This is a genomic window from Sphaerimonospora cavernae (assembly GCF_042435035.1).
Lineage (GTDB): Bacteria > Actinomycetota > Actinomycetes > Streptosporangiales > Streptosporangiaceae > Sphaerimonospora > Sphaerimonospora cavernae.
In genome coordinates this window covers 143,160-157,852 of sequence record NZ_JBHMQT010000006.1, presented here as the reverse complement: position 1 = coordinate 157,852, position 14,693 = coordinate 143,160, and the positions used below count along the sequence as shown (strand labels likewise).

The following is a 14,693-nucleotide window of genomic DNA, read 5'->3' as shown; positions in this document are numbered from 1 at the left end:
GCCCGCCAGGCGGGTCCGATGGCGCATGACCAGGACAGCAGGGGGCTCAGAGACCGCTCAGAGAGCCAATCTCAAGATCGGAATCTGAGGCGAACCATGTGGGCTCTGAACAGCTCAGAGATCACGGAACGCGGATTATGAGAAAACTCTGAAGCGGAACTCTGAAACGACTCTGAGCAAATTATGAGGCGGTGCGTACACCGGTTTCGAGACCAACGAATTCCTCTCGAACCTGGAGTAGGGAAATGAGCGCCGAACTCACCACCGGCTCACCGCTCGACACCGCGGAGACCTCGTTCCGGCTGCTGGCCACCGGACCGGGAGCCCTGTCCCTGAACTGCGCCACGCTCGCCCCCGGTCGTCTCCCCAGAGGCGAGGTGAACCTGCTGGAGCTGCGGATGCTGCTCGCCGCCCGGCACGTCACCGACGAAGTCCGCGACGCCGTATGGCGCGAGCTGGTCACCCGGTCACAGGAGCGCAAGGGCGCCTGGACGGTCGCCGCCGTCGGCATGGCGATGCCCGCCCTCCGCATGATCGCCGCCTCGCTGACCCGCGACCTTCCCAGCGGTGACCCGGCTGATGTCGACTCCGAGGTCCTGGCCGGCTACCTGCGGGCTCTTCGCCGGCTGGACCTCGACACCGCCGCCGTCCGTGCCCGGCTGTGCCAAGCGGCCCGGCACGCGGGCGAGCGAGCCGTACGGCACATCGCCGCGAAGGCGGAGCGGCGTCAGCCGCCGGACGAGTCACCGCCTCCGCCACGGCCGCAGTCCCTCAACGCCCGCACCTGGCCCCACCCCGACCTGGTCCTGCTCGACGCGGTGACCTCAGGCGTACTCAGTGAGCTGGACGCCGAACTGATCCTCCTGACCCGGCTGGGCGACGTGCCGCTGCGGCAATCGAATGACACGACTCCCCCGACTCCCGCTTCCTCTTCCACAGGGTGTGTGGACGAGGAAGCGCCTACGGCTTCCGCGCGGAGCCAGGGAACTCCGGATGCGCAATTGGCAACCGACCCGAAGGGAGGCAGGGACACTACCCCTGACTCCGCGCGGATCTCCTCTCTCCCCCGGCCTGCCTTCGGTCGCCGCATCCCCCCGACGGTGCGGCAGTGGGGCGTGCTGCCCTGCAGCAGGCGGGACAGGTGGCACCGGGCGGCGCGTCTGATCGCGTTCCGTCTCCCGCCGATGCTGGCCGGCGCGGTGCCGTTCGTTGCCGCTGCGGCGACCAGCGCCATGGCCTCGTCGATCGTCGCCGCGGCTCCCTCGGACCTGAACTCGGTCTTCAACAATCTGCGGAACTGGCTGATCGGCCTGCTGGCGACGCTGGCCACGCTGATGCTGACCCTCGGCGGGCTGCGCTACCTGGTGGCGGGCGGCGACCCGGGCGAGGTCCAGAAGGCGAAGGGGGCGTTGAAGGCCGCCGCCTTCGGCTACGCGCTCGCCGTACTGGCCCCGCTCTTCGTGAGCGTCCTCAAGCGGATCGTGGGGTGAGTCCCGTGATCCCCATCCCCGAGAAGCTCACCGAAGTCGGTAGACAGCGACCGGAAACGGAAACGCCCATTGCCGCAGCCGCGTTGCCAGCCGTTTCCCCTGCCGCTGCCACGTTGCCCGACCGGGCCGCTGCCGCTTGCAGTGCACCGAAGGCGGCAAGGCCGCCTGCCCTCGCTGCCGTGCGGGTGGCAGCACACCTGGTTATCGCTGCCGCCGCCATCATCGGCGTCTGCGCCGTGGTGGCCGTCGTTACCGCGACGGCTGCGGAGGCTGCCGCGCCGATGCCCGCGCCCTCTCCGGGGCCCATGCCGTCCCCGGGGCCCATGCCCTCCCCACCCATCCCAAGTGAACTGCCGTCGACCGGCGGTACGGGGATCGGTTTCGGGTTCGGTGACTGGATCACCAGTCAGATCAACTCCTGGTTCGCCAACCTGGTGTACCTGGCGATCAAGCCGCTGCTGGACCTGCTGGCGGTGACGCTGCTGGCCACCCCGGACGTGGCCGGCAGCGGCCGGGTCTTCGACCTGTGGAAGGCCAACGCCGCGATCGCCAACACCGGCTTCGTCCTGCTGGCCACCATCGGTGCGATCATCGCGATGGGCCACCAGACCGTGCAGACCCGATACGCGGTCAAGGAGGTCCTGCCCCGTCTGTTCGTCGCCGTCCTGGCGGCCAACACCAGCTTCCTGCTCTGCGGCAAGGTCATCGAGATCGCCAACGCCCTGTCCAAGGCGCTGCTCGGGCAGGACTTCGACGGCCACCGCGCCGCCGCGACCCTCCAGCTGTGGATCATCGCGCCGGGCATGCAGGAGCAGATCTTCTTCATCCTGCTCGCCCTGGTCGCGGTCATCCTGCTGCTGCTGTTGCTGGTCACGTTCGTCATGCGGGCCGCGCTGATCCTGCTGCTGACGGTCGCCGCCCCGCTCGCGCTGGCCTGCCTGGCCCTGCCCTACACCGACGGGCTGGCCCGGTTCTGGTGGCGCGCCTTCTGTGGGCTGTTGCTCATCCAGGTCGCCCAGTCCCTCACGCTCGTGCTGGCTGTAAGGGTCTTCTTCAACCAGGACGGCCGGCTGCTGCTCGGCATCGCCCCGACCGGCCAGCTCGTCAACCTGGTGCTCGCCCTCTGCCTGCTGATCATCTTGATCCGCATCCCGGGCTGGATCTCCCGTCGGATCTTCGCCCAGACCGGCGGCCGGGGCTGGATGGTCACCCGGATGATCAAATACGCCCTGGCCTACAAGCTCACCTCGCCCGTCTTGAACGCCCTGCACCTCGGCCGGGGCGGACGGGGCGGCAGGGCCTCCGGGGCCGCTGGGAGTGTTGCCGCCCACGCCATGACCGGCAAAGCCATCGCCGGCAGGATGTTGCCCGCGATTGCCGCCGGCCCTGCCGGTCCGACTGCCGCTGCCGTGGGGAGCGCCGCTGCCACAGGGAGCGCCGCTGCCGCGGCCCGGGGCGGCGCTGGTCCGGTCAAGCACGCGCCGGTGGCGGCCCGGCGTCCGATCCGGGCCGCCGACTGGGAGCCCGGCCCGGTCAAGCACGCGCCGTCCGCTCCCGCGGTCCAGGGCAAGTACCGGATGCCGCCACGGCCCTCGGCTCCGGTTCCCCGTACGACGCCGGTTTATGGGTACCCGCGCGAGGCCTACTACGCGAACGGCCCGGCCGGGCTCGCGCAGATGGCCCGGCTCCGCGACCCGTCCGCCCCGCCGCCCGCTTCCACGGGTGGGGTCCGGCCGATCGTCTCGCCGAATGCTCCCACTCCGGGAAGCGTCGACTGGCCCGAGAACCCTGGGGCCCGCCGTACCCCGCCCCGGCGTGGGCGTGGTGGCCGCCCGTCCGGCTCCTCTGGGGGTGGTGGCCGATGAGCTGGGTGCAGCCGGTCCGCATCCCCGCCGACGTGGACCAGGAAGACAAGATCCTCGCCGGGTTCACGGCCCGCCAGGTCGCCATCCTCGCCGGAACCGGAGCCCTGATCTACGCCGCCTACCTGCTCGCCGGTGAGCGGGTGCCGCTGGTGATCTGCGCCGCCGTGGCCCTGCCGGTCGCGGTGGCCGGGATCCTGCTGGCCGTCGCACAGCACGACGGCGTGCCGCTCGACCGCTACCTGCTCGCCGTGGCACGCCACCTGCGCTCACCCAAACGCCTCGTATCCGCTCCCCAGGAGGTTCCGGCGCCACCCGCCTGGATCGGCGTCAAGCCCGGCCCCCTTCCCGCGCCGCTACGCCTTCCCGTCCGGGGAGTGGCCGGGGACGGGCTGATCGATCTCGGCCCGGACGGCGTCGCCGCCGTCGCGGAGGTGTCGACGGTCAGCTTCGCGCTGCGGACCCCGGACGAGCAGGACGCGCTGGTCGCGGTGTTCGGGCGCTGGCTCAACTCGCTGTCCGGTCCAGCGCAGATCCTGGTCCGCGCCGAACGAGTCGATCTCACCGACACGATCTCCGCCCTTGAGCACAACGCCCGGCAACTCCCGCATTCCGCGCTGTCGGCCGCCGCGCTCCAGCACGCCGACTTCCTCGCCCAGATCGGCGAGCGCCACGACCTGCTCCGCCGACAGGTCCTGTTGGTCGTACGCGAGCCCGCACCCGGCAAGGCACGTGAGGCAGCGGCGGCCCGCGCCCTGCGGCGGCTGGAGGAGGCCGCCCGGCTGCTGACCGCATGCGGGCTGACCGTCCGCCTGCTCGACGCCTCCGCCACGAACGCGCTGCTGGCCGCCTGCTTCGACCCATCAGCACCACCGTTGCCCACCGCCGAGATGGCGCCTCCGGGCGAGGTCATCACGAGAGGAGAAGGCTGGTGAAGCTCGCCTTCCGCCGTACAGCAGAGCGCGTACACGGGTTCGGCCCGGACGCGGTCGAGGTCCAGCCCCGACGCCTCCACGTCGGCGACAGCCAATGCGCGACGCTCGCCATCACCGGCTACCCACGCGAGGTCACACCGGGCTGGCTCGAACCACTGCTCACCCACCCCGGGCGGCTGGACGTGTCGTTCCACATCGAGCCCGTGCCGTCCCTGGTCGCATCCGACCGGCTACGCAAGCAACTCGCCCGTCTGGAGTCCGGGTTGCGCAGCGACCAGCAGCACGGCCGGCTCCTCGACCCCGGCGCGGAGGTCGCCGCCGAAGACGCCCAGGACCTCGCCTCCCGGATCGCGCGCGGCCAGGCCAAACTGTTCCGCACCTCGATCTACCTCACCGTCCACGCCACCACGACCGAGGAGCTGGAGGACGCCTGCGCCCAAGTCCGCGCGCTGGCCGCCTCCCTCCTGCTGGACGCCCGCGTAGTGACCTTCCGGCAGCTCCAGGGCTGGGTGTCGGCCCTGCCGCTGGCGTACGACAACCTCCAGATGCGCCGTACCTTCGACACCCCGGCCCTCGCGGCGGCCTTCCCGTTCACCTCCCCCGACCTGGCCGCCGACCTCGGACCCACCACGGTCCTGTACGGCGCGAACGCCGCCAGCGCATCCCTGGTCGCCTGGGACCGGTTCGCCCAGCCCAACCACAACTCCACCATCCTCGGCTGTTCCGGCGGCGGGAAGTCCTACCTGGCCAAGCTAGAGGTGCTGCGCTCGCTGTACACCGGGGTCGAGGTCGCCGTCATCGACCCCGAAGACGAGTACGCCCGCCTGTGCACGGCCGTCGGCGGCGCCTACCTTCATCTCGGCGCGGCGAACGTCAGGCTCAACCCGTTCGACCTGCCACCCTCCAACCAGCGGGAGGGCGACGCGCTGACTCGGCGCTCGCTGTTCCTGCACACGTTGATCGCGGTCATGCTCGGCGAACCGCTCGACAAGACAAGCAAGGCCGCGCTCGACCGCGCCATCATCGCCACCTACAAGGGCGCGGGGATCACCTTCGACCGACGAACCTGGAAACGCCGCCCGCCGCTCATGAAGGACCTGGTAAGCGCGCTTACCGACGATGATGATCCCGCAGCAGCGGAGATCGCCGCCGGGCTCGCACCGTACGTGACCGGCACCCACCGCCAGCTCTTCGACGGCCACACCACCACCCGGCCCGACTCCCACCTGATCGTCTTCTCACTCCGCGACCTACCCGAGGAGCTCAAGGCCGTCGGCACGCTGCTCACCCTGGACGCGGTCTGGCGCCGCGTCTCCGACCCGGTCAACCGCCGCCCCCGGCTCGTGGTGGTCGATGAGGCCTGGCTGCTCATGCGCGATCCGGAGGGCGCGAAGTTCCTGCTGAGGATGGCCAAGGCCGCCCGCAAGCACTGGGCCGGGCTGTCGGTGGTCACCCAGGACGCGGCCGACCTGCTCGGCTCCGAGATCGGTCAGGCGATCATCGCCAACTCCACCACGCAGATCCTCCTGCGCCAGGCGCCCCAGGCGATCGACAGAGTCGCCGAGGCATTCCGCCTGTCTGAGGGGGAGCGGCAGCTCCTGCTGTCGGCAGATCGCGGTTTCGGCCTCTTGGCCGCCGATTCCGGCGCCGCCCGGGTGGCCTTCCGCGTCCTGGCCAGCGAGCAGGAACACCGCCTGGTCACATCATCACCCGAAGAGCTGGCCGCCTACGAGGAGCTCGCAGCGTACGAGGAGGACGACCTGTGATCGCCTCAAACAGCGCCTCCAACTCCGAGCTTTCGCGCGTAGACGTAGATAACCGGCAAGTCGAAAGCGCCCGGTTCCTTGAGCATCTCGCCGAGACGAGCCGTGTAGCTCGCCTGGAAGAGCGCCAGGTCTCCAGAGCTGAGCGACGTGACGCCGGCATAGTGCGGGTTGGCGATGTAGCTGCGCCACAGATCCAGCGCACTCGCGGGCTGGAGAGCGATCACCCCTGGAACCGCTCGCTCGAAGGCGAATCCGGCCCGATTCACCGCGTCACGGCTGGCCTCCTCGGTGCCAACCTCGGCCATCGCGTCGGTAAGCGTGAGACCGAAATCGGCGGCGCATTCACGGAACATCCGGGCCGCGAGGGGAAAACCCGCTCGCATCGCGGAGAAGCCGAGCAAGCCGCTCGGCTTCAGCACTCGATGCCAGGCCGCAAGAGCCGTCCCAGCCGGCAGGTAGAGCATGCCCGCGCAGCAGAGCACCGCGTCGAACGATTCGTCGTCGAACTCGTCCAGCACCGTCGCGTCCGACTTCACGTAGGTGACGTTGACCAGCCCGGACGCGGCGAGCAGCCGATCGGCCTCCTGGAGCATGCCAGCCGAGATGTCCACGCCGACGACCTGACCCGAGGGGCCGACCGCCCTCGCCGCCGCCATCGCGACCAGCCCTGTGCCGGTGGCCGCGTCGAGCACCCGCATTCCAGGGGCGAGACCCGCGAGCGCCACCAGGCGCTCGGCATAGCCGACATGCCACTTCAGATGCCGGTACCCGTTGGCTCGCCCGTCGAAGTACGCCTCCACCCGCCTGTGATCCATGAGGCCATCATGACCGGCTCCACCGACCATCCCGCGAAAGAGGCCCAGCCGTGATCGATGACCTTCTCTACGACCCTGACCGCTTCCTCGACCTGCTGCTGGCCTGGCTGGACAGCCACGTCTGGCAGGCGACCTTCATGGTCTCGGCCGCCGGGTTCGTCCTCGAGGCGCTCTGCTCCCTGGTCGTACGGCTCCGCCACCGCGCGGCGCTGAGGGGGGCGCGGTGTGTGGAGATCCTCGCCCCGCCGGTGGCGGACATGCCCGGTGCGGAGGCGTTGTGGACGAACCTGATGGGGCTGCTGCGCCCGGCCTGGAAGCGCGTCCTGTTCGGCCAGCCGCATCTGGCCTTCGAGTACGCCTTCGGCGTCGGCGGCGTACGGATCCGGCTGTGGGTCCCCGGCACCGTCCCCCAGCACCTGGTGGAGCACGCGATCGAGTCGGCCTGGCCGTCCGCCCGCACGGCGGTCGTGGAGGCGGCCCCGCCGGTACCGCTCACCGGGCAGGCGACCGGCGGGCACCTGGTGATCGCACGCAGCGAACTGCTGCCGATCCGCCACTCCCACGACCGGGATCCGCTACGCGCCCTGCTCGGGTCCGGGGTCGGCATGCCCACCTGGCAGCACGCCGCCGTCCAGATCCTCACCCGCCCCGCCACCGGCCGCCGCCTGGCCCAGGTGATCAGCGGAGGCCCCGCCGGAGTGACCACCAAGGGCGGCCTGACAGGTGCACTGGCCGTACCACTCGGACTGGTACGCGCCCTCCTGGACTTCGTCACGCCCGGCCCGATGCACCCCCGGCTCCACCCAGCACATCTCCACCCGGCCAATCGCGTCGTCCGGCTGGAAGAGTCGGCCGAAGCCCGCGCCATCCGCGACAAAGCCCAGTGTCCCCGGTACGAGGTCGCGATCCGCTACGCCGTACACGCCGACGACCTCGCGACGGGCGACGCGTACAACGCCCGGCAGGCGCGCGAGGCACGGTGGAACGCCATCCGGGGCCGCGCGCACGCGATCGCCTCATCGTTCGCCCTGTTCTCGGGACACAACCGGCTGGAACGGCGCCGGCTTCCTCTTCCCGCTGCGCGGCTGGCGTCGCGGAGGCTGGGGCGCGGGTTCCTGCTGTCGGTTCCTGAACTCGCCGCGCTCGCGCACCTTCCCCTGGATGTCGCCGTCCCCGGCCTGCCTCGTGCCGGGGCCAGGTCCGCCCCGCCCGCACCACAGGTCGCCTCGGCGGGCAAGGTCCTCGGTTTCTCCGATGCCGGGCATGAGCGGCCGGTCGCGCTGCGGGTGGCCGACTCCTGCCACCACGTGCACGTCCTCGGCCCCAACGGCACCGGGAAAAGCACCCTGCTGGCCCAGATGATCCTGTCCGACATCGAGGCCGGCCGCGGCGTGGCCGTGATCGAGGCCAAGGGCGACCTGATCACCGACCTGCTCGGGCTCATCCCCGAACGGGTGGCGGACAGGGTCGTGCTCATCGACCCCGACGACCGCCATCCGTGGCCGGCGCTGAACGTGCTCGGCGGTTCCAACGAGATCGGCGTGGACAACCTCGTCGGCATCTTCCACAAGATCTACGCCGACTACTGGGGGCCACGCACCGACGACATCCTGCGCGGCTGCGCGCTCACGCTGGCGCACCACGGCGGCACCCTCGCCGACGTCCCGCTGCTGCTCACCAACGCGGCCTACCGCGCCGACCTCGTCGAAGCGCTCAACGACCAATTCCTGCTGGGTTTTTGGAACTGGTACGACAACCTGTCCGAGCAGGCCCAGGCGCACGTCACCGCGCCGATCATGAACAAGCTGAGGGCGTTCCTGCTCCGGCCGTTCGTCCGCAGCGTCATCGGCTCGGCCAAATCGACCTTCGATCTCGGCGACGTCCTGGACGGGGGGATCCTGCTCGCCCGCCTGCCCAAGGGCGTCCTCGGTGACGACAGCGCCCGGCTGCTGGGTTCGCTGATCCTCGCCCAGGTCTGGCAGGCCGCCGCCCGCCGGGCCCGGCTCGGCCACGCCCGCTCGCCCGCCGCCTTGTATGTGGATGAGACGCAGAACTTCCTCAACCTGCCGCACACGCTGAGTGAGATGCTCGCCGAGGCCCGCGCCTATCGGCTGTCGATGGTGCTCGCCCACCAGCACCTGGCCCAGCTCCCCCGGGATCTGCGCCAGGCGATCAGCTCCGACGCCCGCAACAAGGTGTACTTCTCGCTCTCGCCCCAGGACGCCCGTGAGGTCGAGCACCACTTCAGCCCGCACCTGACCGCGCACGACCTGGCCAACCTGGACGCCTTCCAGGCCGCCGCACGTCTCGTGGTGCGCTCGGCGGAGGTTCCGCCGTTCACCCTGCGCACCCGACCCCTGCCCGACCCCGATCCCGGCCTCGCCGAGCGCGTACGGATCGCCGCCTCCCGCGCGCACGGTAGGCACCCGGCCGCCGCCGACCCCCTTCCGGAAGGAGACCCCCGCACCCAACCCAAAGGAGAGGATTCATGAGCCAGCACTACACGCCCCGTGTCCTGGACTCGCTCGTCATCCGGCTCACCGACCACGACCGGCAGCTGCTCCGCCTGGTCTGGACGCACGAGGTCCTGACCACCCACCAACTCCTGCAAGCGGCGTACGACAACGACCACACCGGCCGCCACCGCCTGGTGAAACTGACCCGTCTCGGCGCCCTCGACCGCTTCCGCCCCCGGCCTCCCCTCGGCTCCGCGCCCTGGCACTACGTCCTGGGAGAAGCCGGCGCCGCCGTACTGGCCCGCGAGAACGGCGTCACCCTGCCTGAGTTCGGTTACCGGCGCGGCCAAGCGCTCGCGATCGCCTACAGCCAGCGACTCGCCCACACCGTCGGCGTCAACGGCGTCTTCGCCGCCCTGACCGGCCACGCCCGCCACACCGAGGACTGCCGTCTGGACACCTGGTGGACCGAAGCGCGATGCAAGGCCATGTGGGGCAAGCACGTACGCCCCGACGCCTACGCCAGGTGGACCGACAACGGCATCACGCTGGACTTCTTCCTCGAATACGACACCGGCACCGAATCCCTCGACCGCGTCGCCGCCAAGCTCCGCGGCTACGCCTCGCTCGCCACGGTCAGCGGCATCGATACCCCCGTCCTGTTCCTGACCAGCACGGCACGCCGCGAAGCCAACCTGCATGAACGGCTCCGGCTGCGGGGCGCTCTCGTGCCGGTACCCGTCGCCACCGCGGCCCAGGGCCAGGAACCCCACGAGGCGATATGGCTACCGGGCAACCGTACGGAAGGACGGCTCCGCCTCGCCGAGCTCGCACGCCACTTCGGCCAGGAGAGGCGGGAGGGGCACCCGTGATCGCGGAAGCCGGACTGGGCAAGCTCATCGCCACCGGCGGCGGCCTGGTCTGTAGCGTCGTCGTCATCGCCGGACTGGGCGGCGGAGCCAAGTACGCCCTCACCGCCGCCGACGCGACCAAGCTCCGGTCCGCCATCTGCGCCTACGCCGCCTCACCCGACGCGGCACGGCAAGTGCCCGCCGCCCGCTTCGGCCTCTCCTCTGAGCAGATGGCGAACGTCCGAAAGATCGTCAACGTCGCCGCTGAGCTGGGGCTGCCCAGGCGTGCCGCAGAGATCGCCCTCGCGACCGTTCTTCAGGAAAGCAGCCTTACCAATTTAACAAGCGGCGGCAGCTCGTACGGCCTGTTCCAGCAGCAGCCGTCACAAGGCTGGGGGACGAAACAGCAGGTCACCGACCCCTCCCACGCGGCCCGCTCCTTCTACACGCGCCTGGTCGAGATCCCCGGCTGGGAGCACATGCCGCTCACCAAGGCCGCAGCGATCGTCCAGCGCCCCCGCGAGGACCTGCGCAACGCCTACGCCAAACACGAACCGCTCGCCAAAGCGCTGGTCGCCCGGCTGTGGAAGAGCACAGCCCCCAGGCGAGCAACCGTGAACACGGTGGGGACCGATGACATGCGGGTCAGCATCCAAGCCGCCGCCGGGCTCGGCGTTCCACGTGACGCGGTCGTGGCCAGCCTCGCCACCGACCTCATCAGCCAGAACCCAGGCGAACAGTCCGACCCTGACGGGATCACAAAACGCGCCGACGACATCGTGACCACCGTGGCCGGACAACTCTGCGAGGAACTGAAGCCCAAGGACCCTGCTGACGAGATCCCGACTGGAGGAAACCCGCAGATCGAGATCCCCTCCGGACGGGGCGCGATCACGGTCAAGGCCGTGCTGGGCACGCTCGGAGCGTCCTACTCCTTCTCCGGCATTCCAGCCGGGGGCGCGGAGTTCATTCTCCGCGCTTGCACAGCTCAAGCAGCCAACACTGAGCAATCTGGGACTGCGACAGGCGTGGTGCAAGGATCAGCAGGGCGCATCCCCCCGCGCTGCCGCGTGGTGGCGAACGTGGTGGGGTTCGCACTGGCGCAGACCGGCAAGCCGTATCGGTGGGGCGCGACAGGACCGAACTCCTTCGACTGCTCGGGACTGGTGATGAAGGCGTACGCCGCCGCGGGAGTGCGGATCCCCCGGACCACCTTCGAGCAGTGGCCGTTCGGCGTCCGCGTCCCCGCTGGCCAGGAGCAGCCCGGCGACCTGGTGTTCTTCAACAGCGGACCGGGTAGCTCATCGGGGCGGCCGGGCCATGTCGGGATCGTCGTGGGCGACGGCAAGATGGTCGAGGCCCGGTGCACCCGATGCGGGCCGATCACGGTCGCGTCGTACCGGAATGGGCGGCCGGTGATTGGGTTCACTCGCCCATCGGCCCGTCTGACCAGGTGAAACTATGGAGAACTCGGTGCGGGCACTGCCGCGAAGCTGGCAGGATCAGAGGATGGCGAACATGCGACGCAGCAGCCCAGAACCGTTGCCCGGTCCGCCGCAGATCCGCTTCAAGAAGGGCATCGCGGCCGAGACCATGCGGGAGCTCGCGCCACTACTGGCCGAAGAAGGCATCGATGTCGACAACATCGAGGTCCAGGACATGGCCACGTTGCAGCGCGCTATGGACCGCGCGGTCGAGCGGCACAACATGATGTTGTTCACACCGGTCGGCCGGGCACGTGAACTGGCCGCCGCCACGCTGCGGCTGACCACTGAGGCACTGGCCGACGGCGAGACCACCGTGGCCGCCTCGATCCTGGACCAGACTCAGCCCGAGTCCCCAGACCACTCAACGCCGACGGTCTCAGCGTGCATCGGCCTTGCTCTGGGCCTGCTGGACGAGTGGCTGTCGGGCCGCGACCCGGACGCACCGGCAGACCTTGCTCACCATGCCCGCCTCGGCTCCGGCCATTGGACCGGAGAACGCGCCGCGACCGACATCCTGTCGCTGGCCCGCAAGGAGCGGGCGTTCAGCTCCCTGAACACGCTGATGGTCCGGCAAGGCGGCGAGCTGGTCCTGTATGGCAGCGCCCTTGCCGTGTCGGCGGCGGTTCAGGCATGGTCTCGGCGTGCAGCCGTCCCGCTCTCGGAGCTGGCCCGACCCAAGATCGCATAGCTGGTCGCGGATAAACCCGCGAGACCCCAGCACGATCCACCATGTCGGCCCCTGCATCGGTAAGGGGAAGATGGGCCACGCCCCGCACACCGGCAGCCACGTGCAGATCACATCGGCTTTCCGCAGCGACTACGCCGGGGCCGTCCGATCGTCTAACGAAACAGTTTGAACACGATCGATCACTTATAGTTATCATTTGCTCTCACTACATGGACAACGGCGGCTCGTGCGAGCACCTGTTTGAGTGGGGGGCATCGTGTTGACGATCGGCGTTGCCCTGGGAACTGCCGCCGTCGGACTCCTCGCCGGGCGAGTCGTCCGGGCCATCTCCGATCGCTTCGCCCCACGAAAGGGCCCGCCGTACGCAATCGAGATCCTCACCGCAGTGGTGTTCGGGCTTGTCGGCTGGAAGATCAGGCTTGGCCCTCTTCTCCCGGCGTACCTCTATATGGCCGGTGCCGGAGTCGCGCTCAGCCTGATCGACCTGCGAACGCGACGGCTGCCGGACACGCTCACCCTGCCCTCGTACGCCGTCCTCCTGACGCTCGTGACCACCGGTGCCGTGATCAGCGGGAATGGGTCGATCGTCGTGCGGCTACTCGTCGGCGCGCTTGCCGCGTTCCTGCTCTACTGGGGCTTCCATCGGATGAACACCGCCCTCGGGGCGGGAGATGTCAAGGCGTCCGGCTTGGCCGGCGGGGTACTGGGCATCTTGGGCGTGAACGCGTGGGTCCTCGGTATCGGCACGGGCCTCGTGCTGGCAGCCCTGTGCGCGGTGGCCCTGCTGATCAGGGGCAAGGGCAGCGCCTCCACGCTCATGCCGTATGGACCGTTCCTGTTCGCTGGCTGCCTCGTAGGCGTCCTCGCGGCGTGAGCGCCAAATGCTGTCCACGGACGACGCCGTGGTCGTAGGCTGGGTGCGACCGATCTCACCTTCTCTTTTTCTCAAAGAGTGAAACCGGTCAGGGGCCGTTCCCCCCTGGGGAACGGCCCCGCTACGCATCAATGAGTTCCTGCAGCAGCGTGAACCCCGGCATGCTCTCCCTCGGCCGTATGCCGACCTCGAAGATCTCCGGCTCCTCGAAGACCGGTTCGCCGTTTGGGCGGCGCGCGTAGGCAACCCGACCATAGTCCACGCCATCGTCACGGTCGAAGCTCATCCACGTGATGGCCTCCTGCTCGCCTTCGCGCAGGGGATGGTTCGAGACGGCGCGAGTGGCTATGGTGCTCGGCGGCTTGAAGATCCAGACCTGTGGCACTGCCAAGACCCACCGACTCGTACCGATCTCCAGCGCCTTCGCAGCAACTCTGTGTTCGAACGCGACGGCCGTCTCACGATCCCGCAGGTAGTCGTAGTCACTCAGGACGAGGCGGCGCTCCCCCTCCAGCACGACGATCGCAGGGCAGTCGCGAGCGAGGATGCTCTTCTCCAGCCGTTCAACGACATCGAAGAATAGATTGGCCGTCTCTTCATTCATCTGACCCTCCTTTTCTGAGCTGCCCCATCGCGTGCCGTCAAAGCCGACGGTCACCTGACATGCCTCTGGCACTGAACCCTAATGTGACACCGCATGCCGACGCACTCACGCTGGGCGTACTCAGAACCGAGGCCTTCACTGCCAGCCCCAACAGGCGTCCGGCTACTGGTTGGTATCACTACCGCAAACGCCTCGCAGTGGCATAACCGCAGGTCACACCACTATCCGGTGATCTCGAAGGTGGAGGGCGAGATCTCAAGGTACTGGTGTCGTGCTGCTCACTGCTCCAGCAGCAAAGGCGACGATGTCCCGGAGACCGGGGTCGTAGCCCTGCGTGGCTGTGGTGTCCACCGTCAGTGTCGGCACGGGCAGGGAAATCCAGACGAAGGAGTCCGTCGAGTACCCTCCTGCGGCGATCGCCGCCAGCAGGTCTTGGTCGGCGTGCGCAGCCCGGTGGGCATCTGTCTCGGCTCGCCGGGCGATCCGTTCGTGGGCGACGGCGGCATCGACCGCACAGCGGATCACCCGGACCTCTGCCAGTCTGGCCAGCGGTTCCAGCCCTGGACGCCATAGCCGGTCCTGGAACGCGGCCTCGGCGATCACACTTACCCCGGCTCTCAGCAGGGTCTCCAGGACGGCGAAGAACGCTGCCAGCGTCCGTTGGTTGAGCAGGTCCTCGCTGTCCGCCTCGGCGGCAGGGACGCGATGCACCATTCCCTGCTTGATCTCATCACGGCAGATCAGCGGGAGACCGAGTGTGCGTGCCACCTCACGGGCCAAGGTGGTCTTCCCCGAACCCGGAGGACCGCTGACCACAGCCAGCACCGGAACCTCTGGACGATTGCCAGTAGCCATGAACATCCTC

At 69.3% G+C, this 14,693-nt stretch carries 12 protein-coding genes; 9 read left to right on the top strand and 3 right to left on the bottom strand.

Annotation, left to right across the window (positions count from 1 at the left end; all coding sequences use genetic code 11):
* Window positions 1–245 precede the first annotated feature (245 nt).
* From ACFHYQ_RS05315 to ACFHYQ_RS05300, 4 genes are all read left to right on the top strand, one after another.
* The gene (locus tag ACFHYQ_RS05315; RefSeq protein WP_394299940.1) at window positions 246–1,490 is read left to right on the top strand and encodes a hypothetical protein; all 1,245 of its coding nucleotides are present in this window, start codon (window positions 246–248) and stop codon (window positions 1,488–1,490) included.
* 179 nt (window positions 1,491–1,669) lie between these two features.
* A complete protein-coding gene (locus ACFHYQ_RS05310; RefSeq protein WP_394299939.1) occupies window positions 1,670–3,355 on the top strand; it encodes a conjugal transfer protein TrbL family protein in 1,686 nt (561 codons plus the stop codon).
* Entirely contained in the window at window positions 3,352–4,287 is a 936-nt protein-coding gene (locus tag ACFHYQ_RS05305) for a PrgI family protein (protein ID WP_394299938.1), read from the top strand. The genes ACFHYQ_RS05310 and ACFHYQ_RS05305 overlap by 4 nt, the downstream gene beginning before the upstream one ends.
* Complete coding sequence (locus ACFHYQ_RS05300; protein ID WP_394299937.1) at window positions 4,284–6,053, top strand: VirB4 family type IV secretion system protein; 1,770 nt, start codon at window positions 4,284–4,286, stop codon at window positions 6,051–6,053. Before ACFHYQ_RS05305 ends, ACFHYQ_RS05300 begins: the two co-directional genes overlap by 4 nt.
* Window positions 6,054–6,058: 5 nt before the next feature.
* Here the strand turns inward: ACFHYQ_RS05300 and ACFHYQ_RS05295 are convergent, their stop codons facing one another.
* The gene (locus tag ACFHYQ_RS05295) at window positions 6,059–6,868 is read right to left on the bottom strand and encodes a class I SAM-dependent methyltransferase (RefSeq protein ID WP_394299936.1); all 810 of its coding nucleotides are present in this window, start codon (window positions 6,866–6,868) and stop codon (window positions 6,059–6,061) included.
* Window positions 6,869–6,918: 50 nt separating this feature from the next.
* On the opposite strand from ACFHYQ_RS05295, the gene ACFHYQ_RS05290 reads away from it, so the two are divergent.
* From ACFHYQ_RS05290 to ACFHYQ_RS05270, 5 genes are all read left to right on the top strand, one after another.
* Entirely contained in the window at window positions 6,919–9,360 is a 2,442-nt protein-coding gene (locus ACFHYQ_RS05290; protein WP_394299935.1) for a type IV secretory system conjugative DNA transfer family protein, read from the top strand.
* On the top strand, window positions 9,357–10,196 hold the full coding sequence (locus ACFHYQ_RS05285; RefSeq protein ID WP_394299934.1) for a replication-relaxation family protein: 840 nt from the start codon (window positions 9,357–9,359) through the stop codon (window positions 10,194–10,196). The genes ACFHYQ_RS05290 and ACFHYQ_RS05285 overlap by 4 nt, the downstream gene beginning before the upstream one ends.
* Complete coding sequence (locus ACFHYQ_RS05280) at window positions 10,193–11,632, top strand: C40 family peptidase (RefSeq protein WP_394299933.1); 1,440 nt, start codon at window positions 10,193–10,195, stop codon at window positions 11,630–11,632. The genes ACFHYQ_RS05285 and ACFHYQ_RS05280 overlap by 4 nt, the downstream gene beginning before the upstream one ends.
* 61 nt (window positions 11,633–11,693) lie before the next feature.
* Window positions 11,694–12,350: a hypothetical protein gene (locus tag ACFHYQ_RS05275; RefSeq protein WP_394299932.1), complete on the top strand. Its 657-nt coding sequence runs from the start codon at window positions 11,694–11,696 to the stop codon at window positions 12,348–12,350.
* A 259-nt stretch (window positions 12,351–12,609) separates the two neighbouring features.
* Window positions 12,610–13,224: a prepilin peptidase gene (locus ACFHYQ_RS05270; protein ID WP_394299931.1), complete on the top strand. Its 615-nt coding sequence runs from the start codon at window positions 12,610–12,612 to the stop codon at window positions 13,222–13,224.
* A 121-nt stretch (window positions 13,225–13,345) separates the two neighbouring features.
* Here ACFHYQ_RS05270 and ACFHYQ_RS05265 read toward each other — a convergent pair whose 3' ends face one another.
* Together ACFHYQ_RS05265 and ACFHYQ_RS05260 are read right to left on the bottom strand one after the other, a co-directional pair.
* Window positions 13,346–13,828 (bottom strand): type 2 periplasmic-binding domain-containing protein, encoded by a 483-nt coding sequence (locus ACFHYQ_RS05265; RefSeq protein ID WP_394299930.1) that lies wholly within the window; start codon window positions 13,826–13,828, stop codon window positions 13,346–13,348.
* Window positions 13,829–14,083: 255 nt separating this feature from the next.
* Window positions 14,084–14,683 (bottom strand): P-loop nucleotide/nucleoside kinase family protein, encoded by a 600-nt coding sequence (locus ACFHYQ_RS05260; protein ID WP_394299929.1) that lies wholly within the window; start codon window positions 14,681–14,683, stop codon window positions 14,084–14,086.
* Window positions 14,684–14,693 lie beyond the last annotated feature (10 nt).